The 24,456-nt window shown below is 67.7% G+C and carries 11 protein-coding genes, 1 tRNA gene and 2 rRNA genes (1 of these 14 running past the window's edge); 6 read left to right on the forward strand and 8 right to left on the reverse strand.

All coding sequences use genetic code 11. The features are described 5' to 3' along the window. Positions 1-221 precede the first annotated feature (221 nt). From DFW101_RS07970 to DFW101_RS07985, 4 genes are all read left to right on the forward strand, one after another. Complete coding sequence (locus tag DFW101_RS07970; RefSeq protein ID WP_009181000.1) at positions 222-3,689, forward strand: FecR domain-containing protein; 3,468 nt, start codon at positions 222-224, stop codon at positions 3,687-3,689. A gap of 10 nt (positions 3,690-3,699) precedes the next feature. Next, positions 3,700-5,724, forward strand: a complete 2,025-nt coding sequence (locus DFW101_RS07975) for a CHASE2 domain-containing protein (RefSeq protein ID WP_009181001.1) — start codon at positions 3,700-3,702, stop codon at positions 5,722-5,724. A 233-nt stretch (positions 5,725-5,957) separates the two neighbouring features. Beyond that, entirely contained in the window at positions 5,958-9,239 is a 3,282-nt protein-coding gene (locus DFW101_RS07980) for a PAS domain S-box protein (RefSeq protein WP_009181002.1), read from the forward strand. Positions 9,240-9,549: 310 nt separating this feature from the next. Further along, on the forward strand, positions 9,550-10,710 hold the full coding sequence (locus tag DFW101_RS07985; RefSeq protein WP_009181003.1) for a BaiN/RdsA family NAD(P)/FAD-dependent oxidoreductase: 1,161 nt from the start codon (positions 9,550-9,552) through the stop codon (positions 10,708-10,710). 112 nt (positions 10,711-10,822) lie between these two features. Here DFW101_RS07985 and DFW101_RS07990 read toward each other — a convergent pair whose 3' ends face one another. From DFW101_RS07990 to DFW101_RS08000, 3 genes are all read right to left on the reverse strand, one after another. Then, positions 10,823-12,643 (reverse strand): methyl-accepting chemotaxis protein, encoded by a 1,821-nt coding sequence (locus DFW101_RS07990; RefSeq protein ID WP_009181004.1) that lies wholly within the window; start codon positions 12,641-12,643, stop codon positions 10,823-10,825. Between the two features lie 177 nt (positions 12,644-12,820). Beyond that, entirely contained in the window at positions 12,821-14,773 is a 1,953-nt protein-coding gene (metG, locus tag DFW101_RS07995; protein ID WP_009181005.1) for a methionine--tRNA ligase, read from the reverse strand. Continuing rightward, entirely contained in the window at positions 14,770-16,101 is a 1,332-nt protein-coding gene (locus tag DFW101_RS08000; RefSeq protein ID WP_009181006.1) for a PSP1 domain-containing protein, read from the reverse strand. Before DFW101_RS08000 ends, metG begins: the two co-directional genes overlap by 4 nt. A gap of 181 nt (positions 16,102-16,282) precedes the next feature. On the opposite strand from DFW101_RS08000, the gene DFW101_RS08005 reads away from it, so the two are divergent. Next, positions 16,283-16,358, forward strand: a tRNA-Lys gene (locus tag DFW101_RS08005). 827 nt (positions 16,359-17,185) lie between these two features. Beyond that, complete coding sequence (locus DFW101_RS19485; protein ID WP_157137629.1) at positions 17,186-17,467, forward strand: hypothetical protein; 282 nt, start codon at positions 17,186-17,188, stop codon at positions 17,465-17,467. A 293-nt stretch (positions 17,468-17,760) separates the two neighbouring features. Here the strand turns inward: DFW101_RS19485 and DFW101_RS08010 are convergent, their stop codons facing one another. The 5 genes from DFW101_RS08010 to DFW101_RS08030 all read right to left on the reverse strand — a co-directional run. Next, complete coding sequence (locus DFW101_RS08010) at positions 17,761-19,596, reverse strand: ABC-F family ATP-binding cassette domain-containing protein (RefSeq protein ID WP_009181007.1); 1,836 nt, start codon at positions 19,594-19,596, stop codon at positions 17,761-17,763. Between the two features lie 56 nt (positions 19,597-19,652). Further along, positions 19,653-21,374: a GGDEF domain-containing protein gene (locus DFW101_RS08015; RefSeq protein ID WP_232286187.1), complete on the reverse strand. Its 1,722-nt coding sequence runs from the start codon at positions 21,372-21,374 to the stop codon at positions 19,653-19,655. Next, a complete protein-coding gene (locus DFW101_RS08020; protein ID WP_009181009.1) occupies positions 21,367-22,641 on the reverse strand; it encodes a branched-chain amino acid ABC transporter substrate-binding protein in 1,275 nt (424 codons plus the stop codon). The genes DFW101_RS08015 and DFW101_RS08020 overlap by 8 nt, the downstream gene beginning before the upstream one ends. 277 nt (positions 22,642-22,918) lie before the next feature. After that, positions 22,919-23,033 (reverse strand): 5S ribosomal RNA (rrf, locus tag DFW101_RS08025). Between the two features lie 45 nt (positions 23,034-23,078). Further along, positions 23,079-24,456: ribosomal RNA gene (locus DFW101_RS08030) — 23S ribosomal RNA — on the reverse strand; it runs 1,547 nt beyond the window's last position.

Here is a 24,456-nt window from a genome sequence, read left to right on the forward strand (position 1 = left end):
CCGCGCCGCAGGCATGAACGGCCCTTTGGCCCGGCTCCGCCCCGCCGCCGTCCCCCGCCGCTCCCCGAATCCTCGGCCTCCCCGGCACCCTGCCGACGTCGCCGCAAAAAAGTCGGGAAAATCCGCCGAATACCGCCCCTCGCGCCATGGACTTTTTTCCACAACCTGGGCTAGCACAGGCCCTGGAACCATGCGTCAAATCGCGTTCGCGGAGGGACCCCATGCCCGGCATCAAGGCCGCACTCCTGGCTCTTCAGGCGATGTTGCTTTTCCTGGCCATGACCGGTCCCGCCCTGGCCGCCGCCGAGCCGGTGGGACGGCTCCTGTTCGTCCAGGGGCAGGTGTCCCTGCGGCCGGCCGGGGACGCCGGCTGGCGCCCGGCCGAGGCCGGACGCACGCTCTTTCCGGGCGACGCCCTGTCCACGGGCCCGGCCGCCAAGGCGGCCGTCCTTTGCGTGGACGAATCGCAAATAAAGCTCAACGAAAATACCATCCTGGTCTTGAAGGCCGCGGCCCCGTCCGGGCGGCTGGCCGGCGGCGGGCTGGTGCCGGCCGCGGCCGGCGGGCCGGGGTCGGCCAGCCTCTACGACGTGCCCAAAGGCGAGGTCTGGCTCAAAAACGAGGCCGAGCGGTTCCGGTTCGAACTGTCCACCCCGGCCCTGACCGCCGCCATCCGGGGAACGGAATTCGTGGTCCGGGTCGGGCCGGACGGCTTGACCTCCGTGGCCCTCCTTGGCGGGGCCCTGACCCTTTTCAACGCCCAGGGCCAGATTCCCCTGGCCGCCGGGGAAATCGGCTCGGCCCGGCCGGGCCAGGCCCCGACCAAGCAGGTCCTGGTCAATCCCCGGGACGCGGTCCAGTGGACGCTCTATTATCCGGCCGTGGCCGATCCGGCCATGCTCCTCTCCGGTGCGCCGGACGGGCCCCGGGCGACGGCCGCGCGCCTTGCCCTCGGCCAGGCGGCCCACGGCGACGTGGCCGGGGCCTACGCCGCGGCCTCGCGGCTGGCCGCCTCGGGCCAGGCCGGGGCCGGGGAGCTGACCGCCGCCGCCTACGTGGCGCTCATGGCCGGCGAACCGGGCACGGCCGGCACATGGCTGGCCGAGGCTTCGGCCCGCGATCCGGGTTCCGTGGCCGCGGCCAGCCTCACGGCCCAGATGGCCCTTTTCGAAAACCGCCGGGAGGAGGCCAGGGCCCAGGCCGACGCCCTGCTCGCCCGGGCCCCGGACTCCGCCCTGGCCCAGGTGACGGCCGGTCTCGCCGCCATGGCCGCCTTCGACCTGCCGCGGGCCAAGGCCGCCTTTGCCCGGGCCCTGGTCCTTGACCCCGGCTTCGTGGCCGCCGCCGTCTACCTGGCCCGCATCGAGCTCGGCTCCGACGAGCTGGAGGCGGCCTGGGCCACCATAAGCAAAGCGCTGGCCGCCGCGCCGGGCGAGGCCGTGGTCCAGGCCACGGCCGGGTTCGTGCGCCTGGGCTTTCGCGATTTCAAGGGCGCCGAAGCCTTTTTCAACAAGGCCGCCGCCCTGGACCCGGGCCTTGGCGACGCCCGGCTCGGCCTCGGCTACGTGGCCTATTCCCGGGGCCAGAAGGCCCTGGGCCTGGAACAGATGCTCGGGGCGACGCTCCTTTCCCCGCGCCTGTCCCTCCTCCAGTCGGCCCTGGGGAAGGCCCTCTACCAGAACCGCGACTTCGACAAGGCCCTGGCCACCTACGACTACGCCGCCTCCCTGGACCCGCGCGACCCCACGCCCCATCTTTACAAGGGCATCGCCCTGACCGACCTCAACCGGCCGGGCGAAGCCGTGATGGAAATCAACCGGTCCATCGCCAAAAACGGCAACCAGGCCCTGTTCCGGTCGCGCCTGACCCTCGACCGCGACCTAGCCGTTCGTAACGTGGACCTGGCCCGGTCCTACACGCTCTTGGGGCTTGGCGACTGGGCCTATTCCAAGGCGGTCACGGCCGTCAAAAACGATCCGCTCAACCCCTCGGCCCACCTGTTCATGAGCAGCGCCTACACGGCCACCCGCCAGCGCGTCGGGGCGTCGGGCACGGAACTGCTCCTTTACCGCCTCCTTTCGCCGGCCAACCAGAACAGCTTCACGCTCTACAACGACTACACCCCCATGTTCGAGATGCCCTACCTGCGCTTCCAGACCGTGGACAGCGCCGGGGTCTGGAGCAACGGCAAGCCGATCTGGTCGGCCTCCCTCGAGGCCTACGGCGGCCGGCCGGGACTGGCCGGCGACGTCTACGGCTCCTATTCCGACGACCAGGGCATGCGCGAGCAAAACGGCGACACCCGGTCCCTGTACGCCTTCGGCCAGCTCAAGTGGGAGCCGACGGTGCGGAACGCCGTGCTGGCCGTCGTCACCACCAACGACACCCACGCCGGGGACACCGCCAACCAAAGCGACTGGCTCTACCCGAATTCGCCGTTTCAAAGACAATACTTCGCCAACCGCACCGCCGAACTGGGCTACGTCCACCGCTTCGGCCCGGCCGCCACCTTCATCGGCTACGCCGCCATGGCCGACAACACCTGGGTCTGGCGCGACCGGACCTACGCCTTTTACAACCTCACGGACAACGACGTGCCGGCCAGCGAATCCTACCTGCAAAACCGCCACACCAACCGCCGGTTCGTCAGCCTGCAAGCCCAGCAACAGCTCATCCTCGGCGACCACACCCTGCTTGTCGGCGCCGACCATTTCGGCGGCGAACTCGACTACCTGCGCAAATCCCGGGACTTCTACGTCTACTACGCCCGCATCCTCAACGACGTGTCCGCCAACTACCACTACAACCCGGCCGACCGGGCCGGCAGCGTCTACGCCATGGACTACTGGCAGCTGGCCCCGGGCCTCGTGGCCGAGATCGGGCTCGGCTACGACGCCGTGGCCTCTTCGCGCTTCGGCTGGCCCGATCCCATCGAGCGGCAGCTCGTGAGCCCCCGGTTCGGGCTCAACTGGCAGATGACGGCCGACCACACCCTGCGCCTGGCCTTCCAGCGGTATTTGAACACCCACACCCTCTTCCAGTCCGTCATCCAGCCTTCGGAAGTGGCCGGCTTCCCCGGCCGCCTCAATGCCGACGACGCCTCCCAGATCACGGAATTCGGGGCCGCCTGGGAGGCCCAGTGGGACGAGAAGACCTTCACCGTGGCCCGGGCCGCCTACCACCGGGTGCAAAACCCCCAATACGACCCCTACGCCAGCTACGACCGGGAAATCGACGCCACCGTGTCCCGCTACATGGTCACGCTTGGCCTCAACCGCATCCTCCTGCCCTCGCTCGGGCTCTCGGCCTTCGGCGTGGCCAAACGGCTCCTGCCGGACGAATCCACGGCCCGGCGCAACCCGGAAGAGGACTTCTTCGAGGCCGACGGCATCCTGGCCGTAAATTACCTCCACCCCTCGGGCTTCGGCGCCGGCATCTCCGGCACGGCCGTCCACCAGTTCTATTTCGACAACCGCTACCAGAACATCTACGGCGAACGTCGGACCGAAACCCTCTTTGGCCTCCTTGGCGCCCAGGTCTCCTACCAGTTCCCGGGCAAGCGGGGATTCGTCTCCGTGGCCGGCACCAACCTCACGGGCACGCGCTTCACCTACCAGCACGAGGCCGTGACCCTGGACTCGTTCTACCCGGACCGCCAGATCCTTTTCAAGATCGGCTGGTTCTTCTAGGGCGGCCGGCGTGGCCGAAGACCGGGAAACCCAAGGCGCGCGGGACCACGGCCGCTCCCTGGCCATGGGCCTTGCGGCCGGGCTGGCCCTCTGGGGCCTCGTGTTCCTGGCCGGCCTGTCCCCTTTTGGCGCGTCCCTGGAAAACATGGCCCTGGACGCGGCCTATGCGCTGCGAAGCCGGGGCGACCGGCCGCCCGGGCTCCTGGTCGTGGCCGTGGACGAGCCGTCCTTCCAGGCCATCGGCCTGCCCTGGCCCTGGCCGCGCCGTCTCCATGCGAAGCTTCTTACCCGCCTGCACGCGGCCGGGGCCCGCCTCGTGGTCCTGGACATGGTCTTTGCCGAGCCGTCCGGCCCGCCCGGCAACGCCGACGACGCGGCCCTGGCCGGGGCCCTCGGCGACGCCGGGCCCGTGGTCCTGGCCATGGCCCTGGACACGGCCGACGATCCGGCCTTTGCCCGGCAGATCCTGGTGCCGCCCCTGCCCCTTTTCCGGGACAAGGCCGCCGGCGCGGGCCTGGCTGTCCTCACCCCGGACCGGGACGGAGCCATCCGCCGCTTCGCCACCCGCCACGCCGGCCTGCCGACCCTGGCCGGCGCGGCCTTGCGCCTGCTCGCCAAGGACGGCGCGGTCCCGGACGCCAAGGGGCTGATCGACTTTCCGGGCCCGGCCCGGACCATCGACACCGTCTCCTACGCCGACGTGATCGACCCGGACCGGCCGCTCCCGGCCGAACACATCCGGGACAGGGTGGTGGTGGTCGGCCGGTCCCTGGCCGCCTCGGCCGCGCCCCTTGGCCAGGCCGACACCTTTGCCACGCCGCTTTCCCGGGTGACGGGCCAACCCACGCCCGGCCCGGAGATCCAGGCCGCCATCCTTTACACCATGCTTCGCGGCGCTCCCGGCCGGGAAATTCCCCTGGCCGCCATGCTCGGCTTCGGGGGGTGCCTCCTGCCCGTGGCCGGGGCCGTCCTTTTCCGGCTGCGGCCGGTGCCGGCCGCAGCCTCGGCCCTGGGCCTTGCCGCCGGACTCCTGGCCCTCTCGGCCGGGCTCTTTGTCTGGCGCTTCGTCTGGGCCCCGCCGATGCTGCTCGCCGGCGGCCTGACGCTCGCCGGCGCGGCCGCCACCCTCTACCGGGGCCTGGAGGAGCGGCGGGAAAAGCGGTTCCTGGCCCGGGCCTTCTCCCGCTATCTGGCGCCCCAGGTGGTGCGCGACCTGATCAATCGACCGGAACTCCTGGAACTTGGCGGCCGGGAGGCCGAGGTCACGGTCTTTTTCTCGGACCTGGCCGGGTTCACATCCTTTTCCGAAACCCTCTCCCCCAAGGAACTGATCGGCCTCCTCAACGCCTGGTTCACCCCGGCCACGGACATCATCCTCCGAAGCGGCGGCACGCTCGACAAGTTCATCGGCGACGCCATCATGGCCTTCTGGGGCGCGCCCCTGGCCGACCCGGCCCACGCGGCCAAGGCCCTTGGCGCGGCCCTGGCCCTGCGGGACGCCCTGGCCTCGCTCTCCCGCGACTTCGCCGACCGTGGCCTGCCTGTCCTCGACGCCCGCATGGGCCTGCACGCCGGGCCGGCCGTGGTCGGCAACGTGGGCTCCAGAGAGCGGTTTGACTACACCGTCCTCGGCGACACCGTGAATCTGGCTTCCCGCCTGGAATCGCTCAACAAGTATTACGGCACCCGGATTCTGGCCACCGAGGCCGTGGTCGCGGCCGCAGGGCCGGGCTTCGTCTGCCGGGAGGTGGACCGGGTCCGGGTCAAAGGCCGGGAGCGGGCGGTGACGGTCTTCGAGCCCCTTGGCCGGGCCGGGGAGCCGGGGGCGGCTTTTGCCGCAACTTTCGAAGCGGCCCGCCGCCTCTACGCCGCCCGCCGCTTCGAGGACGCCCTGGCCGGATTCCTGGCCGCCGACGCGGCCAGGCCGCCCCAGGGCGACCCGCCGTCCCGGGTCTTCGCCGTCCGGTGCCGCGAGCACTTGCTCTCCCCGCCGCCGCCGGACTGGGACGGGGTGTTCGCGCCGACCGGCAAATGAGGCCTCCACCTGCCGGCCCGGCGAGCGCAGGCCGAGGAACCCGTTGCCGGCCACCGGCCTTTGGCCTATGGTGTGTCCGGCTGGCATCCGTACCGCCAAGACGCGGGTCCGCCTGAAGAAAACGGCCGCGCGCCGGCCTCCAAACGGAAGGTGGGAAACCTGGCTATGACCGCCCCGCGTCGCCCCGCATTGCCAAACGAACCACGCCGCATCCGGCCGGAGGGGATGGCGACATGACCGCCCTGGCGCGACCGGACCTGCCGTGGGGCCAAGCCCGGGGCCCCGTCGCGCCGTTGCCCCTTCTGTGGGCCTTGCTGGTCCTTGTCGCCCTCCTTTTTCCACTCCGCCCCGCTTTCGCCCAGACCGGCGCCGACGCCGGGCCACAGCCCCTTCGCCACCTGACCGTGGTCCTCGACAAGGACTACCCGCCCTACGTGTTCCAGACACCGGAAGGCGGCCTCCAGGGCATCCTGGTCGATTACTGGCGGCTGTGGGAGGCAAAAAACGGCCTGCCCGTCACCCTCCTTCCCATGGAATGGAACGCGGCCCAGGATTTCATGCTCCAGGGCAAGGCCGATGTCATCGACACCCTGTTCGAGACCGAGGCGCGCCTCAAATATTACCTTTTTTCGGAAGGCTACACGACCATCGACGTGCCGGTCTTCGTCCAGAAGGACCTTGGCGGCCTAAGCGACGCCGAGTCCCTCAGGGGCTTCCCGGTGGGGGTCAAGGCCGGCGACGCCAGCGTCGGCCGGCTGCGGGACCTCGACATCCTGTCCCTGGTCCCCTTCGACAGCTACGAGGCCCTGGTCCGGGCGGCCGGGGACGGACGGGTCACGGTCTTTTGCGCGGACAAGCCCCCGGCCCTCCATTATCTTTACAAATTCGGCCTGGAAGACGACTTCCGCCTGGCCTTCACCCTCTATTCCGGCCAGTTCCACCGGGCCGTGCGCAAGGGCGACGCCGCCCTGCTCCAGCTCGTCGAGGACGGCTTTTCCCGCATCACGCCCGCCGAATACGAGGCCATCGACAAGAAATGGCGGGGCACCTCGCTCTTCCAGTCCGCCACGGTCCGCTACGTCCTCCTGGCCCTGGTGGCGGTGGCGGCCGCGGCCCTGGTCCTTTTGTCCATAAACGCCGTGCTGCGCCGCACGGTCCGCCGCCAGACCGGCAAGCTCCAGGAACTCCTGGCCGCCGTGGGCCAGAGCGAGGAACGCTACCGGGAGCTGGTCGAGAACGCCGGCAGCGTCATCGTGCGCCTGGACCTCCTCGGCCGGGTCGTTTTCTGCAACGCCTTCGGCCAACGCCTCTTCGGCCAAACCCAGGACCAGATGTTCGGCCGGACCATCGCCAGCCTGATCGACCCCCCTGACGACGACGAGGCGGAAAGCTGGGACGATATCCTGGCCGACGTGGCCGGCAGCGCAATCGGCACCCGCGCCTTCGACAGGCGCCACCGCACCCGAAACGGCGAAGCGGCCTGGCTCGCCTGGTCCCTGCGCGCGCTGCGCGCCCCGTCCGGCCAAGCCGCCGAGATCCTGTGCGTCGGCGCGGACATCACCGAACGCAAGCAGGTCGAAGAGGCCCTGGCGGCCAGCGAGGCCCGCTACGCCCTGGTCACCCGCGGCGCCAACGACGGCATCTGGGACTGGGACCTGGTGACCGACACGGTCTATTTTTCTCCACGCTACCTGGAGATCCTCGGATTTTCCCCGGACGCCATGCCGCCCCGGGCAGAGACATGGACCAAGCTTATCCACCCCGACGACGCCGATATCGTCCTGCGCGAAAACAAGCGGTGCGCCGACGGGGAGGTGGACAACTTCGTGGTGGAATACCGGATGCGGCACAAGGACGGGTCCTACCGCTGGATTCTTGGCCGCGGGGCCAGCCTGCGGGACAAATACGGCCGGATCGTGCGCATGGCCGGGACCCACACCGACGTCACCCGCCGCAAGCGCGACGAAGAAGCCCTGCGCGAAAGCCAGGACCAGCTGGCCAAGATTTTCCGCTACAGCCCTGTCGGCATCTCGGTCACCACCAGGCGTGACGGCCGCATCCTGGACGTCAACGAGACCGGGGCGCGGATGTTTGGCCACAACAAGGCCGACGTCATCGGCCGCACCAGCACCGAGATCGGCCTGTGGGCCCGGCCCGAGGACCGGGGGGCGCTCATGGCCGAGATGGCCGCCGCCGGGTCGGTGGTGGCCAAGGAACTGGACCTGCGCCACAAAAACGGCTCCCCGGTCGTCACCCTCTATTCGGCCGTGCCGATCCAGGTCTACGGCGAGTCCGGCATCCTGGCCGTGCTGGTGGACATCACCGAGCGCAAGGCCATGGAGCAGGCCCTGCGCCGCTCCAAGGAGGCCGCCGAGACGGCCAACCGGGCCAAGAGCGAATTCCTCTCCACCATGAGCCACGAGATCCGCACGCCCATGAACACCATCCTCGGCATGGCCGGGGTCCTGGCCGCAAGCGACCTGCCACCCAAGCACACCGAGGCCTTGCGCGCCATCGAGGCGGCCGGCGGCACCCTGCTCGCCCTTTTAAACGACATCCTGGACCTGTCCCAGATCGAGGCCGGGGGCCTGATCATGGAGGAAAAGGCCTGCGACATCGTGGCCCTGGCCGGCAAGCTCACGGACATGATGCGCCCCGACGCCGCCCGGAAAGGACTCGCCCTGCGCCTGGACGTCCAGGGCACCCTGCCGGCCCGCCTCTCCTGCTCGCCGGACCGCATCCGGCAGGTGCTGGTCAACCTGCTCGGCAATGCCGTCAAATTCACCGACCAGGGCGAAATCGTCCTGGAACTCGGCCGCGAGGACCACGCCGACACCGGCGCTTGGCTGCGGCTGGCCGTGCGCGACACCGGCATCGGCATCCCGGCCGACAAGCAGACCGTCATCTTCGACCGGTTCACCCAGGTCAATGCCTCGGCCAGCCGCCACTACGGCGGGGTGGGGCTTGGCCTGGCCATCTGCAACAAGCTCGTCCACATGATGGGTGGCAGCATCCGGGTGGACAGCACCCCGGGCCAGGGGTCGGTCTTTACCGTCAGCCTGCCCCTGCGGCCGCTGGCCGCGCCGCCGCCGGACGATTCCCGCCCGCCGGAGCCCCGGCGCCCGGGCCGCAAAGGCTCGCTGCTTCTCATCGAGGACAGCGCCACCAACGCCGAAGTCACCCGGCTCATGCTCGAAGGCTCGGCCTTCGACCTGACCTGGGCCCCGAGCGGCCAGGCCGGCCTCGAAGCCTTTCGCGACAAGCCCTTCGACCTCGTGCTCATGGACATGGAAATGCCCGGCATGGACGGCTGCCAGACCACCCAGGCCCTGCGCCTCCTGGAAACCGAAATCGGCCGCCCCCGCACCCCCGTCATCGCCCTGACCGCCCACGCCTTCGAAGAGCACCGCCGCCAAAGCCTCGACGCCGGCTGCGACGACTTCCAGGTCAAACCCATCGCCCGCGCCAAGCTCCTCGACACCCTCGAAACCTGGATGGCCCTGCGGCCGCAGTAGCCGGCGGCGACGGGGGAGGGGAGGGAAGGGAAGATGCCTCCGGCGGCCGGGGGGGATCATCCCCCCCGGACCCCCTGGGCGGGAATTGGGGTGAGCGAGGGGGAATTTGGACGAGGGCGGGCATGGCGCGGTGTGGCCGGAATCGGACCGGCGAAGCTCCCGCTTTGCCCCGCACTCCCACCCGGCCGTCCACCTCCCCGTTCGGGTGGGTCCGGGAGGGGGTGACCCCCTCCCGGCCGCCGGAGGCATCTTCAATAAAATTGTTGGCGTTCCCGGGTTCCTGGGGTAGCAGGCAGGCGCAAGGAAACCTATGCACACAGACGTCATCATACTGGGGGCCGGGGCTTCGGGCCTGTCGTGCGCCACGGCCTGCGCCCGGCGGGGCCGCGGGGTCGTGGTCCTGGACCACGGCGGCAAGGCGGCCCGCAAGGTCCTGGCTTCGGGCGGCGGCCGGGCCAACTGCACCAACACGGACCTTGGCCCGGCGGATTACCGGTGCGCCAACCCGCATTTCGTCAAATCGGCCCTGGCCCGGTTCACGCCTTGGGATTTCCTGGACTGGGCCAACGGCGGCGGCGTGGCCACCCGGGAAGAGGACGGGGGCAAGGTCTTTTGCCGCGACGGGGCGGTGTCCCTGGCCCGGTTCCTGGTGGCCGAGGCCGAGGCGGCCGGGGCCCGGATCGTGACCGGCAGCACGCTTCTGGCCGCGCGCAAGGAGGGGGAGGCGTTCGTGGTCGACACCGACGCCGGTCCGGTCCGGTCCCGGGCGTTGGTGCTGGCCCTTGGCGGCAAGTCCTGGCCCGGACTCGGGGCCACGGATTTCGGCTACCGGCTGGCCCGGAGTTTCGGCCTTGGCCTGACCGAGCTGCGGCCGGGCCTGACCCCGTTTCTGGCCGGAGCCGATCTGGCGGAATTCTGCCGGGAGCTGGCCGGAGTGTCGCTGCCGGTGGCGATTTCCGGCCCGTGCGCGGTGGCCGGGGATCTCCTTTTCACCCACAAGGGCATTTCCGGGCCGGCGGTCTTTGACGCCTCGCTCTTCTGGCGGCCGGGCCAGACGCTGGCCGTGGACTTCCTGCCCGGGTTCGACCTCGACGCCGCCCTGGCCGAGGCCGGGAAGCTCGAACTCAAAAACGCCCTGGCCCGGCACCTGCCCAAAAGGCTGGCCGCGGCCCTGTGCGCCCGCCTGGGTCTCTCCGGCACGGTGGCCAACCTGTCCAAGCGGGACCGGCAGGCCCTGGCCGGGACCCTTGGCGCTTTCCCCTTCACCCCGGCCAAGGCCGAAGGCTTTGCCAAGGCCGAGGTGACGCTTGGCGGCGTGGACACGGCCGGCATCTCGTCGAAGACCCTCGAAGCGTCAAGCGTGCCCGGGCTCTACGTCATCGGCGAGCTCCTGGACGTGACCGGGCGCCTCGGCGGCTTCAACCTGCACTGGGCCTTTGCCTCGGGATTTGCGGCCGGGAACGCGGCCTGAAACGGGACGGGCGGCACGGGCTGGTGGAAAGGGGCGGAGGAAACGAAAAGGCGGCGGCGAGGCGGTCGGTGCCCGGCGAACGGGCCAGGGCGCGCGGCCGCCTCCCGTACGCTTAGCTGAAGACCTTGATGTCGGCCCCGAGCACGCCGACGATGCGGCCCTGGGCAAGGATCGGCGTGGAAATGGTCAGGCAGTATTCGCCCGAGGCTTCGGACAGGTAGATGGGCGAGATGGAAGTGTCCTGGTTTTTCATGGCGCCGGTGAACCAGGGCCGGGAGGACCAGTTCTTGCCGCGCACGGACGCCGCCCCCTTGGAATTGAAGCCGGCCGGGGCGATGTTCTCGGTGATCTGCACGCCGTTTGCGTCCGTGGCGTAGAGGAGTTCCAGGAAGGCGTTCTCGGACAGGGCCTTGCGCATGAGGCGCTCCATGGCCTCGCGGGCCAGGCCGGCCATGTCCGGGGCCACGGCCAGGGCCTCGACCACGTCCTGGGCCGTGCCCTGGCCGATGAGCTTGAAGACGCCGTTCAGCTTGATGAGTTCCTCGATTTCCCCGCCGAGGGTCTCGATGGTGCCGGCCGAGCGGAGCATGCCTTCGGTGGTGCGGGCCGAGAGGTCGCGGACCCGGTCGATGGCGGCCTTGATCCGTTCGCTGGCCGCCACCTGCTCGTCCGAGGCACTGGCGATGGAGCCGACCTGGCTGGCCGCGTCGCCGGAGAGGCTGACGATCTGGCCAAGGGCCGCCCGGGATTCGCCGGCCAGTTCCGTGGCGTCGCCGACAGCCGCTGCCGCCTGGTCCATGTGGCGGATGTTGTCGAAGGTGCCCTTCTGGATGGCCTGGATGACCTGCCCGACCTCGGCCGTGGCCGACATGGTCTTTTCAGCCAGCTTTCGGACCTCGTCGGCAACGACCGCAAAGCCGCGTCCGGCCTCGCCGGCCCGGGCGGCCTCGATGGCGGCATTGAGGGCCAGCAGGTTGGTCTGGTCCGCGATGTCGGTGATGACGGTCATGACCTGGCCGATGGATTCGGCCTGCCGGCCGAGCTCGGCCATGTTGCCCTTGAGCGCCTCGGCCAGCGTGCTGACCCGGCCGATGGCGGCCACGGAGTCGTCCACCACGGACGCGCCGTCCATGGCCCGCTTGCGGGCCTCCTCGGCGGCGGCGGCGGCCATCTCGGCGCTTCTGGCCACGGCCACCGTGGACTGGACCATGACCCCGACCGAGTCGGCCGTGTCGTCGATGTATTCCTTCTGCTCTTCCGCGCCGTGGCTGACGTCCCGGGCTTCGGTGCGCAGGTCGCCGGTGGCCTTCTTGATGGTGTCGGCCACGTTTTCGAGGGTCTCCCCGGCCGCCAGCATGCCAAAGCGCCTGGCCTCGTCCTTCTTGCCGGCCCGTCTGGCCTCGCGGGTGGCCTCCTCGGCCGCAGCCGCGTGGGCCTCGACCTCGGCGGCCTTGGCCTTGGCCAGTTGGAGCTGATCGTCCATGACCGTGACCATGGCCTCCAGGCTGTCCTTGAGGACGCCGAGCCGGCCGTGGAAGCGGCCGTCGTCGGCAAAGGGGGCCGGACGGCCCTCGCCCACGCTGTTGGCGTAGCCGGCCAGACGCTCGAGCGGCTGCATGAGATAGCGGTTGAGGAGGGCCAGGAACAGGGCCACCAGCACGGCCGCCGCCAGCAGGCCGGCCAGGGACGAAGCGGTCGCGGCCTTGGCCGGCAGGTCGTCGAGCAGGCGGCCGAGGGCGGCGATATCCGCCCGGGCCGCGCTCTGGGCGGCGGCGGTGGCGCCGAGGTCGGCCTCCACCCGGGCAAGGGAGGCCCGGGCCGTGGCGGTCAGGCCGGAAAGCCGCCAGGACGAAGCCGCGTTGGCGGCCAGGACGACCAGAAAAAACCCGACGACCGTGGTGATCGTCAGGCGCAGTTGCAAGGAAAGACGCATACACCCCCCTCTCCGACACCCGGCGCGCCCGGAACCGGGCCGGCTTCCCCCTCGGAATCCGGCCCGGTTCCGGGCGCACCCCCCGCCCCCGTGGTTTCCCGTGCTCGTAGCACACGGGGATTGCAAGTCAATTGTTATGTAAAAACAAGCGTTTTTTGCAACTCGCGTGACGGTGTGTCACGAAACGCGGTCGCCCGGAGCAACCGGCGCCGTCGGCGTCAGGAGGGCCAGCCCGCCGGCGTGTTTGACGGCCAGGATCATGCCGTGGGAGGTGGCGCCCCGGAGCTTTCGGGGCGCGAGGTTGGCCACGAGCACCACCTGCCGGCCGACCAGGTCGTCGGCCGCGAAGTGCTCGGCCAGGCCGGCCACCACGGGACGGGGTTCGGGCTCGCCGATGTCCACGGTCACGGCATAGAGCCGGTCGGCCCCGGGCACGGGCGCGGCCGAGACCACCGTGCCGACGCGCAGGTCCAGTTTGGCGAAATCCTCGAAGGCCACTTCCGGGGCCGGGCCCGGCTTTTCGGCCGGCGCCTTGGGGGCTTTGGAAGCCTTGTCCTTGGCCTTCTGTTTGGGCGCGGCCGGGGCTTTTTCCTCGGCGGCCGGGAGGTCCAGGCGCGGGAAGAGGTTCGAGGTGGCGGCCACGGCCGTGCCGGCGGCAAGCGGGGCAAAGCCCGCCGCCTCGGCGTCGAGCCGGATGGCGGCCGGGTCCTGGCCGAGCTGGGCCAGGAGCTTTTCGGCGGCCTCGGGCATGACCGGCAGGAGGCAGGCGGCGGCCCGGCGCAGTCCGCCGAGGGCCGTGGCCATGACCGTGCCGAGGCGCTCGGTGCGGCCTTCCTTGAAAAGGGTCCAGGGCGCCATGGCGTCCACGTACTTGTTGAGCCCGCGCACGAGTTCCCACAGGGCTTTCAGGGCCCGGGAGAACTGGGCCGCGCCGAAAAGCGCCACGAAGTTCTGGGTGGCGTCCAGGGCCAGCCGGGACAGTTCGCCGTCGGCCGGGTCGGACTCCGTGGCCGCCGGCACCACGCTGCCGAAATACTTGGCCGTCATGGCCAGGGTCCGGTTGGCCAGATTGCCGAGGTCGTTGGCCAGATCGGCGTTGAACCGGCCGATGAAGGCCTCGTCGGAATAGCTGGCGTCCGAGCCGAAAACCATCTCGCGCAGGAAGAAATAGCGCATGCCGGACAGCCCGGCCTTGGCGGCCATATCGAGGGGCTCGACCACGTTGCCAAGCGACTTGGACATCTTGGTGTCGCGCACCAGCCAGTAGCCGTGGACGTTGAGGCGCTTATAGAGCGGCAGGTCCATGGCCAGCAGCATGGTCGGCCAGAAGATGGCGTGGGGCTTCAGGATGTCCTTGGCGACCAGATGCTCGGCCGCACCCCACCACTGGGAGAAATCCGGGGCGTCGGGCCAGCCGATGGCGGTCAGGTAGTTGATGAGCGCGTCGAACCAGACGTAGGTGACGAAGTTTGCGTCAAAGGGCAGCTCGATGCCCCAGGTCAGGCGCGACTTGGGCCGGGAGATGCAGAGGTCCTCCAACGCGCCCGACTCCAGGAGGCTCACCACCTCGTTTCGGTACTGGCGGGGCCGGATGAAGTCCGGGTTGGCCCTGATGTGATCGAGAAGCGCGCCCTGGTACTTGGACATGCGGAAAAAGTAGTTCTTCTCGGCGATGTACTCGGGCTTGACCTTGTGGTCCGGACACAGGCCGTCCACCAGCTCCTTGTCGGTCAGAAACCGTTCGCAGCCCTTGCAGTAGTGGCCGCCGTACTCGCCGAAGTAGATGTCGCCCTTGTCGTAGACCTGTTGCAGGGCCCGGCGCACGGCCTCCTTGTGGTCGGCGTCCGTGGTGCGAATAAACCGGCTCGGCGTGATGCCGAGCCGGGGCCACAGGGAACTGAACAGGCCGCTTATGGCGTCGGCGTATTCCTTTGGCGTCTGGCCGGCCGCCTTGGCCGCTTCCGCGATCTTGTCGCCGTGCTCGTCCGTGCCGGTCAGGAAATAGACGTCCTCGCCCAGGAGCGCGTGGAACCGGGCCAGACTGTCGGCCACGGTGGTGGTGTAGGCGTGGCCGAGGTGCGGCTTGGCGTTGACGTAGTAGATGGGCGTGGTAATGAAAAAACGGTTCACGATCCGGTCTCCGGGTCACGGGAAGAGGGTTTGCCGCCGGGGCGGGTGTCGGGGCGGGATTCGGGCCGGGGACGTCGTTGACGCTGGCCCTGGCCCGGGGCCTGTGTCTGAGTCGGGTCCTGTCCGGGATGCTGGCCCGCAGCGGAGCCCGGGTTCGGCCCTGAAGCAGCAGACGACTGCTGGCGCGGATTTTTGCGGGACGGCCGCCGGCCCCGGCGGGAAGGCCGGGAGCCGGGCTCGCGCTCGGCCTGGGGCCCGGCCTCGGGTCCGGCGCTGGGCCCGGCCGGCCGGGACGGGGCCGGCGACGGGGACGCCTGCGGGCCCCCCGCCCCGGATGGACGGGAACGGTCGCGGCCCTCGCCGCGTCCTTCGGGCCGGCCATGGGACGATCCCTCGCCGCGACGGGAGTCGGAACGGCCGCCCTCGGGACGGCCGCCTTCGGGACGGCCGCCTTCGGGCCGGGCGGTCTCGGGCCGGCCGGGTTCGGCCGGCCGCGGCTGGGCCTGCCCTTCCGACGGCAGGCGGGCCTCGACCACCGTGCCCCACTCCTCGACCGTCAGTTCGCGCTCCTCGCCGGCCTCGTCAAGGACCGTCACGGTCTCGCGAAACAGGTTGGTGCGCAGGACCTTGACCGTACCCAGGGAGGTGGAAAACTTCTTGCCGACCCGGGGGCATTTTTTCTGGAACTGCTCGTAGTTTTCCTGTTCAAAAGACAGGCAGCACAAAAGCCGGCCGCAGATGCCCGAGATCTTGGTCGGGTTCAAAAAGAGGTTCTGCTCCTTGGCCATCTTGATGGTGACCGGAGCGAACTTGCGCATGAACCGGCGGCAGCAGCACATCTGGCCGCAGTTGCCGATGGCGCCGAGCATCTGGGTCTCGTGGCGCACGCCGATCTGCCGCAGTTCGATGCGGGTGTGGTAGGCCTTGACCAGGTCCTTGACCAGCTCCCGGAAGTCGATGCGGCCCGGGGCCGTGAAATAAAAGACGATCTTGCCCCGGTCGTGGAGGACCTCCACGTCCACGAGCTTCATCTCCAGGGCCCGGGTTTCGATGCACTTGCGGCAATACGTGCGGGCCTCGCGGGCCAGCGCGTCGTTTTCGCGCTCAATCTCCAGGTCTTCGGGCGTCGGCAGCCGAAAGATGGGTTTGATCTCCTGCTGCTCGCCGTCTTCGGGCGGCGTGTCGCGGACAAGCGTCACCTTGCCCATGCCGAGCCCCTGCTCGGTCTGGACCAGGACGCTGTCGCCGACGGCCACGACAAAGGGTCCGGAGTCGAAATAATACACCTGTCCGTGGTCACGGAACTTGAGGCCGAGAATATGGCTCATGCACGCCCTATGGATACGCCGCGCCTGGCGGCGGTAATAATCGCCGAAGCGTGGCATATACTCCAGAAGCGGTCCAACGGCAAATGCCGCGGCGGCTTTGCCGAAAATTTTTCACGAAACGGTGTTGACAACCCCGGGCCATCCGCGTAGACCGCTTCCTCGCTGCACATGAACAGCGCACGGGCCATTAGCTCAATTGGTAGAGCAGCGGACTCTTAATCCGTTGGTTCAAGGTTCGAGTCCTTGATGGCCCACCAGCAATCCCAAGGGGTTACGGTTAACAGCCGTGGCCCCTTTTTCGTTGATCGTCCGGTTTGCCCCCCACCTGTCCCCCGCTTTCGGATTATATGGCATGAATCCCCGTGAAGGTTGCCGAGGCGAGGGGGCATCCCCGGCAAGGGAAAAGCTCTCTTGGTCCTGCCGTGCCCATTCACCGGGCGCTCGACGCAATGACCGCCCATAAGGCACGCCGGGATCCAGCGGACAGTCGACACAAACCGTGCCCGTCCGGCGAACCTCGCGGCGAAATTGCGCTCAGTGTCCACACCCGCACTCCCCCATTTCCAGGCCAGTGACCACGGCAGCAAAGAGGGTTACCGCTTCCGACTCCCTTGCGTATTCCGTCGCCACCGCCGACTCTACTCCGCAGTCCGATCCCAGGCCCTTTCACGCTCCCCGTTCCTTTCCCGCCGCCTATTTCCTCCCAAAGGTTTTCCGTTGCCAGGGATTGCCTCCCCTGGCATGTGTGGCCCATCTCCTTTCAAAAACAAGGCTGAGGATGGACAATGCCCCGCTGCCTGTTCACTTCCGTTTGGCCCTCAAGGCCCTTTCTGGTTATAGTTCTTCTCCTGTGCCCGCTTAAAGCCCCTGCGGCTGATCCCTGGCACGGGAAGGTGGTCGGGATCGTGGACGGTGCAACCTTGGACATCGCCAAACCTGATGGGCAGGGAGAACGGGCCAGGCCGTGCGCCATCGGAGTTCCGCCTTCTGGAATCTCCAAGGTCACGACGCCCTCCCACTCGCCCGAGTTATCGTGGACCGCTTGCCGTTGAATTGGAGAGTTTGGTGTCGAATAGGAGGTTATATGAAGCTCTTCGCGCTGGTTATCGCTTGCGCTGTTCTGTTCTCCAGCTTTTCGTATGCTGATGAAGTATCGAAGGAAGCACGACAGAACAGTGAGAATGCTCAAAATCCCCAAAAGAGTCCGTACAAAGCTTCTCCTCGACTCAGCTACGGCAGCAATAAGCCTGACAAAGACGACAATGGGCTTGGGAATCTCAAGCCTATGCTGGATCAGACCTTTGGCAACAACAAAGATGGAGTCGGTGGGGGCGTAATGCCCAACGCTGGCACATATAAATTCTAGAGCGTTTTATGGACTGATTGAAGATTCTGGTTATGGTATGGCTTATAAGCCGTAAGCCGTACGCAGCAGTTCATGACACGCTCTCGAGGGAGACGTTGTCTGAAGGCAATGTCGCTCCCCCCTCCGCTCTTTTCGTGGCGGTCCACGAGAGGAGCGGCAACCGGTGCGGTCACGCCCCTCCCCGGCCTCAACCGACGCCGTCCGTTCCCATCCGCAAGGCAAGGGCGGCTTGCCCCGCATTCTCTCCCGCGCAGCCGAGCGGACCACGGCCTAGCCGGCTTCCAGGAGGCGACTCAGCCGAGGGAGCTCATAAGCGCTTCGAGTTCGGCCCAACGGGCGTAGAGACGCTCCACCTCGGCTTCCGCGGCCTGAAAGGTTTCCAGGCGGCGGGCCAGCTCGTGCCCGTCCGTGGCCACGGACGGATCCTCCAGGGCCTCTTTCGCGGCTTGAGCGGCCGCCTCGGCCGCGGCGATGGCCGCTTCCATGCCGTCGTACTCGCGCTGGTCCTTGAAGGTCAGCTTCTTGCGGCCGGGGCCGGCCTTGGGCTTGGGCGGCTGGGCCTTGGCCTCCCGGGCCTTGGCCTCCTTGGCCTCGGCCTTCTGGCGGGCCAGGAAGTCCTCCTCCCACTGGGCGTAGTCGGCGTAGACTTCCGACCGGCCGGCCCCGTCGAGGCCGAGGATGACGGTGGAGACCCGGTCGAGGAGCGACCGGTCGTGGGTGATGACGACCACGGCGCCCGGAAAGTCGAGCAGGCTCTCCTCCAGCATCTCCAGGGTCGGGATGTCGAGGTCGTTGGTCGGCTCGTCGAGGAGGAGCACGTCGGCCGGACGCAGCATCAGCCGGGCAATGAGAACCCGGGCCTGCTCGCCGCCGGAGAGAAGCCCCACCGGCAGGTCGAGCTGTTCGGGCCGCAGGGCGAAACGCTTGGCCCAGGTGACCACGTGCACGGGCTGGCCCCGGTAGATGACGCTGTCGGCGTCCGGGGCAAAGGCGTGGCGCAGGATCTGGTCCTTGTCGAGTTGCTCGCGCTTCTGGTCGAAAATGACGACCGAGAGCCCGGGGGCGGTGGCCACCTTGCCGCCGTCCGGCCCCTCCTCGCCGGCCAGGACCCGAAGGAGCGTCGATTTGCCCGAGCCGTTGGGCCCGGTCAGCCCGAGCCGGACGCCGGGGGAGAGCACGATGTCGAGGTCGTGGAACATGGTCCGGCCGGCATAGGCCTTGGACAGGTTTTCCCCGACGAGCAGACGCCGGGTCTGGCGGCCGGTGCCGGAAAAATCGATGGCTGTGCGGGCGATCTCGCGGTTTCGGGCCTTGGTGGCGGCCAGCTCCTTCAAGAGTTCGCCGGCCGCGTCGATGCGGGCCTTGGCCTTGGTGGCCCGGGCCTTGGGACCACGCCGCAGCCACTCGACCTCGCGCCGGGCCTTGTTGGCCAGGGTCTGCTCCAGGGCGCCCTGGTTGGCCAGGAAGGCCTCCCGGGCTTCGAGGAGCGCGCTATAGGGGCCGGCCACGTCGAGGTAGCCCTCGGGATAGGCCGGGGACAGCTCGATGGTGCGGGAGCTGACGTTTTCCAGGAAAAACCGGTCGTGGCTGACCACGGCGAAGGCGAACGGCGCGGCCGCGAGAAACCGTTCAAGCCAGAGGATGGAGGCCAGGTCCAGGTGGTTGGTCGGCTCGTCGAGGAGCAGGACATCGGGCTCGGTGATCAAGGACCGGGCCACGGACAGGCGCTTTTTCCAGCCCCCGGACAGGGCGTCCACGGACGCGGCCGGATCGGTGAATCCCAGGCGGCCAAGGGTCACGCTGACCCGGGCCAGTTGTTCGGGATCGTCGGCCGGCCGGCCGAAGGCCGCCACCGCCGCCCCGGCCAGGACTTGCTCCACGGTCCGCCCGGATTCGAACGTGTCCTCCTGGGCCACATAGGCCAGGCGCACGCCCTGCCGGAGGGTCCGGTCGCCGGAATCGGCGGACACCAGGCCGGCCATGATCTTCAGCAGCGTGGATTTGCCCGAGCCGTTGGGGCCGACCAGGCCGATGCGCTCCTTGTCGGAGACGGCCAGGGATATGCCGGAGAAAAGCTTGCGGATGCCAAAGGATTTGGAAATGTTTCGCAGGGTGACGCAGGTGCTCATGACCGCAGGAAGTAGTGCATGGAGCGGCGGGCGTCAAATCCCGACAGTCGGAGCAGCTACGCCCGGGCCGCGCCGGCCATGGCGTCGGGGTCGCCGCCTTCGATGCGGTTTCGGCCCTTGGCCTTGGCCTGATACAGGGCCGCGTCGGCCCGGTCCACGATCTGTCTCGGATCGGCGTCGCCGCTGAAGGCGGCCAGGCCGAAGCTGGCGGTCAGGCCGCCGATGGACGGAAACTCCGTGGCCGCGATCTCCTGCCGGATGTTCTCGGCCAGGGACATGGCCGCCCGAAGGCCCGTCTGCGGGCAGATGAGCAGGAATTCCTCCCCGCCCCACCGGCCCACGGTGTCCGTCTCCCGGGTCATGGCGATCAGGATGTCGGCCACGCGAACCAGGACCTCGTCGCCCTTGCCGTGGCCGAACCGGTCGTTGATGTCCTTGAAATTGTCGAGATCGATCATGACCGCGGAAAACGGCGTGCCGTACCGCTTGGCCCGCCGCCACTCGGCCCGCACGGCCTGGTCGATCTTGCGCCGGTTGCACAGCCCGGTCAGGCGGTCGGTCAGGGACAGGACGGCCAGGGCCTGGTTCTTGTGGTCCAGCTCCCGGTTGGTCTGGGCCAGTTCCTGGGTCCGCTGCCGGACCTTCTCTTCCAGGTTCTCGACCAGGTCCCGGATGCGATGGGTCATGGCGTTGAAGGTTTCGGCCAGCACGCCCAGCTCGTCGGCGCCGCCATTGGACGCGACCACATCCAGATGCCCGGCCCGGATGGCCGAGGCATGGCGGGTGAGGGCCACGATCTTGCTGGTGATGGAGGCGTGCAGCACCTTGCCGACGGCAATGATGCAGCCGAGGCCGAGCAGGGCCGAGGCGAGGATGATCCCGCCGGCGATGATGCTCGCCCACCGGATGCGGCCCCGGGCCCGCTCCACCTCGACCGCGGACAGGGACTTCAGTTCCTCGGAGATGGGATCCACGGCCCTGGCCTGGAGCGCGAAGTCGTTGCTGTTGGCGGTCAGGGCCACCACGGTGTCGAGAATGCTGCCCGTGACCAGGACGTAGTCGCGGATGCGCTTTTCCGCCTCCTGCCGCTGCGCCGGCGAAAGTTCCGCATCGCCGGCCAGGGACCGCCGCAGCGCCTCGATCTTGTTGAGGGCGGCTTGCATGGAGGGCCGCTGGCGGGTGATCCGGTACTGCTTTTCCAGCACGTCGACCTCGCGCAGCAAAAGGACCGCGTTTGTCGAGCCCGCCACGATCTGGCCCAACTGTTCCATGATGGCGCCCAGACGGGCCTCCAGGCCGGACTGCGGATCGGACAGGGTGGTGACCAGGGCGTTTTCGCTGAGCAGGGTCTGGGAGAAACGCCGGGCCGTGGCCGAAAAAAGGTTGATATCCACGTTTCGCCGGGCAATGGCGCCGGTGGGCCGCGTGGCCCCAAGCGACCGCTTGAGTTCCTCGCTGATCGCGATCACCCGGGCCGCCACGGCCTGGGCCGGCTGGCTGTAGAGTTCCTGGGCCTTCTCGAAACCCACCTCAGGAGCGAAAATGATGAAATCGCGGTACAGGCGGCGGGCTTTTTCCAGCTGGCCTTCCATTTCGAGCACGTTGTGCCGGATCTCCATGTTGGCCAGGATATCGGTTTCGGCTTCCCGCACCACGACCAGCCCGACATAGCCGGCGGTCGCGCCCATGGCGAAAAAGACGAAGAGCAGGGAAAACGCGAACCAGAGTTTGCTCGTGATGCCAAGCCGCTGCCAGCAACGGACCACGCGGTTACTCATGCCCGCTTCGCGGGGCATAGGTGTAGACGACATTGGCCGTCAGCCCGGCCACGCCCAGGGCCGGATCCTCGAGGCGCAGGACATTGAAGCGCGGGGTGGCGCAGTCGCCAAACCGATCGCAGGTCAGCTTTCCGGTCACGCCCGGATAGTCGCGGGTTCGGGCCAAGGCGTCGCGCAGGGCCTGACGGCCGATGGAAAGCGACCCGTCGGACGCCTTGGCCGCCACCTGGCCCAGGGTATCGAGCAGGATGCTCGCGGCGTCGAAGGCGTTGCAATAGTACAGGGTAGGGGGGGCTTCGCCGTATTTTCGCCGGTATTCGCTTTCCAGGGCCCGCACCCTGTCGTTGGGGGTCGGGGGGGTCGGGCCCACGAAATACATGCCCACGGCGTTTTGCCCCATCGCCTCGATGAAGGTGCCGTCGATGAGCGCCCCGTCGCTCATGAGGACCGTGTTCCGAAGGGCCGGCATCCGGCGGGCGGCCAGGAGGAGGTGGTTGCCCTCGGGCTGGAAGAGCGGGAAAAAGAGCAGCTCCGCCCCGGAGGCGGCCACGGCCTCGAGCACGGGCTTCATGTCCGCGTCACCCTTGTCGACTGCGCCAAAGAGCGTGGTCCGACCGCCAAGCCGCTCGAATTCGGCGCGAAATCCCTCGGCCAGCCCCCGGGTGTAGATGTCGCCGTCATGGATGATGGCCGCGCTTTCGACACCAAGCTTTTCGTAGGCGTAGCGGGCGGCGGCCGGGCCGGAATATTCCTCGTTGGGCGCGGTGCGGAAATAGCCGGGCTGCCATTTGGGGGCCTTTCTGCCGCCGATGGCCGTCAGAAAGGGCGCGCTGTTGTTGCCGGAAATCATGGACAGGCCGGCCTCGGTCATGACCTGGGCGGCGGTTGCGGCGTCCCCGGAGCAGGTCGTGCCGAAGATGGCCACCACCGCCGGGTCGGAAACGATGCGCAGGGCCGCGTTGGCGCCGCCTTCGGGCCGGCAGCCGGTGTCCTCGATGCGGAGGTCCACGGGGTGGCCGCGGACCTTGCCTCCCCGGTGGTCCAGGGCCAGCTCCAGGCCGCGCACCTGCTCCTTGCCGAGGATGGCCACCTCGCCGGTGAGGGATTCGATGACACCGATGGCGATGGGCTCGCCCGGGGCAATGACCACGCACCCGAGAGGATCGGTGCAGGGGCTTTTCCTCTCTATCGGAAAGACGGCCAGGGCGATGCCCAGCATGGCGGCCAGAACCAAGCCACCCAGGATGCGCATGGGTATCCGACGCACGAAACCTCCGGTGCCGTGGCCTCACTCACACGGGTGGTTTCCCCTAGCACGATCGAATTGGTTTTTCCATACGTCTTGGCTCTCTTCCCGAAATTGCCACTGGGATGCGCGGGAGGGCCGTTTCCCAAGAGGGAGAAAAGGAACTGTTGGCCGGGTGGTTGGAGACCGGGCTCGGGGAGACGGTCCGGTTCCAGGTCCTGCGCTCTGAATTTCGGGCATAAAAAAACCCGAAGGCCCGTCTGTTTTTGCAGACGGGCCTTCGGGTTTTGAAAAAGAGCCCTGGCGGCGACCTACTTTCCCACGCAAGAGTACGCAGTATCATCGGCGATGGAGGGCTTAACTTCCGAGTTCGGAATGGGTTCGGGTGTACCCCCTCCTCTGTGACCACCAGGACAAATATATAAGTTAAAATAAGGGATGGGATTCGTTGTTTGGCAAAAATCAAGTCGAACGGACTATTAGTACCGGTTTGCTGAGAACATTGCTGCTCTTGCACATCCGGCCTATCAACCAGGTAGTCTACCTGGGTCCTTCAGGGAGAACTCGTCTTGAGGCAGGCTTCCCGCTTAGATGCTTTCAGCGGTTATCCTTTCCGAACGTGGCTACCCTGCGATGCCACTGGCGTGACAACAGGAACACCAGAGGTTCGTTCATCCCGGTCCTCTCGTACTAGGGACAACCCCTCTCAATTCTCCAACGCCCACGGAAGATAGGGACCAAACTGTCTCACGACGTTTTAAACCCAGCTCGCGTACCACTTTAATCGGCGAACAGCCGAACCCTTGGGACCTGCTCCAGCCCCAGGATGTGATGAGCCGACATCGAGGTGCCAAACCGCATCGTCGATGTGAACTCTTGGATGCGATCAGCCTGTTATCCCCGGCGTACCTTTTATCCATTGAGCGATGGCCCTTCCATGCGGGACCACCGGATCACTAAGGCCCACTTTCGTGCCTGATCGAGATGTCTCTCTCACAGTCAAGCTCCCTTATGCCTTTGCACTCGACGGCTGGTTTCCAATCAGCCTGAGGGAACCTTTGCATGCCTCCGTTACTTTTTGGGAGGCGACCGCCCCAGTCAAACTACCCACCAGACAATGTCCCCGAGCCGGATGACGGCATCAGGTTAGAAGCTTAAACAACCGAGGGTGGTATTTCAAGGTTGACTCCGCCGACGCTGGCGCGCCGGTTTCACAGTCTCCCACCTATCCTACACACGATTGTCCAAGCTCCAATGTCAAGCTATAGTAAAGGTGCACAGGGTCTTTCCGTCTTTCCGCGGGTAGACGGCATTTTCACCGCCACATCAATTTCACTGAGTCTCTGGTTGAGACAGCGTGGAGATCGTTACGCCATTCGTGCAGGTCGGAACTTACCCGACAAGGAATTTCGCTACCTTAGGACCGTTATAGTTACGGCCGCCGTTTACCGGGGCTTCGGTTTAGAGCTTCGCTTGCGCTAACCCCACCCCTTAACCTTCCGGCACCGGGCAGGCGTCAGTCCGTATACGTCGTCTTACGACTTCGCACAGACCTGTGTTTTTAGTAAACAGTCGCCACCACCGTTTCACTGCGACCCCCCGAAGCTTACGCAGCAAGTGCTTCACTCTAGGGGGCACCCCTTATCCCGAAGTTACGGGGTCATTTTGCCGAGTTCCTTAACCAGAGTTCTCTCAAGCGCCTTGGGATACTCTCCCCGCCCACCTGAGTTGGTTTGCGGTACGGTCTGCTCGTGCTAAACTTAGAAGCTTTTCTCGGCAGCATGGGATTAGTCACTTCAGTCGATTGACACGACATCACGTCTCGGCCGTCCAGAG

The sequence above is a fragment of the Solidesulfovibrio carbinoliphilus subsp. oakridgensis genome (genome assembly GCF_000177215.2).
Taxonomy (GTDB): Bacteria; Desulfobacterota; Desulfovibrionia; order Desulfovibrionales; family Desulfovibrionaceae; genus Solidesulfovibrio; species Solidesulfovibrio carbinoliphilus.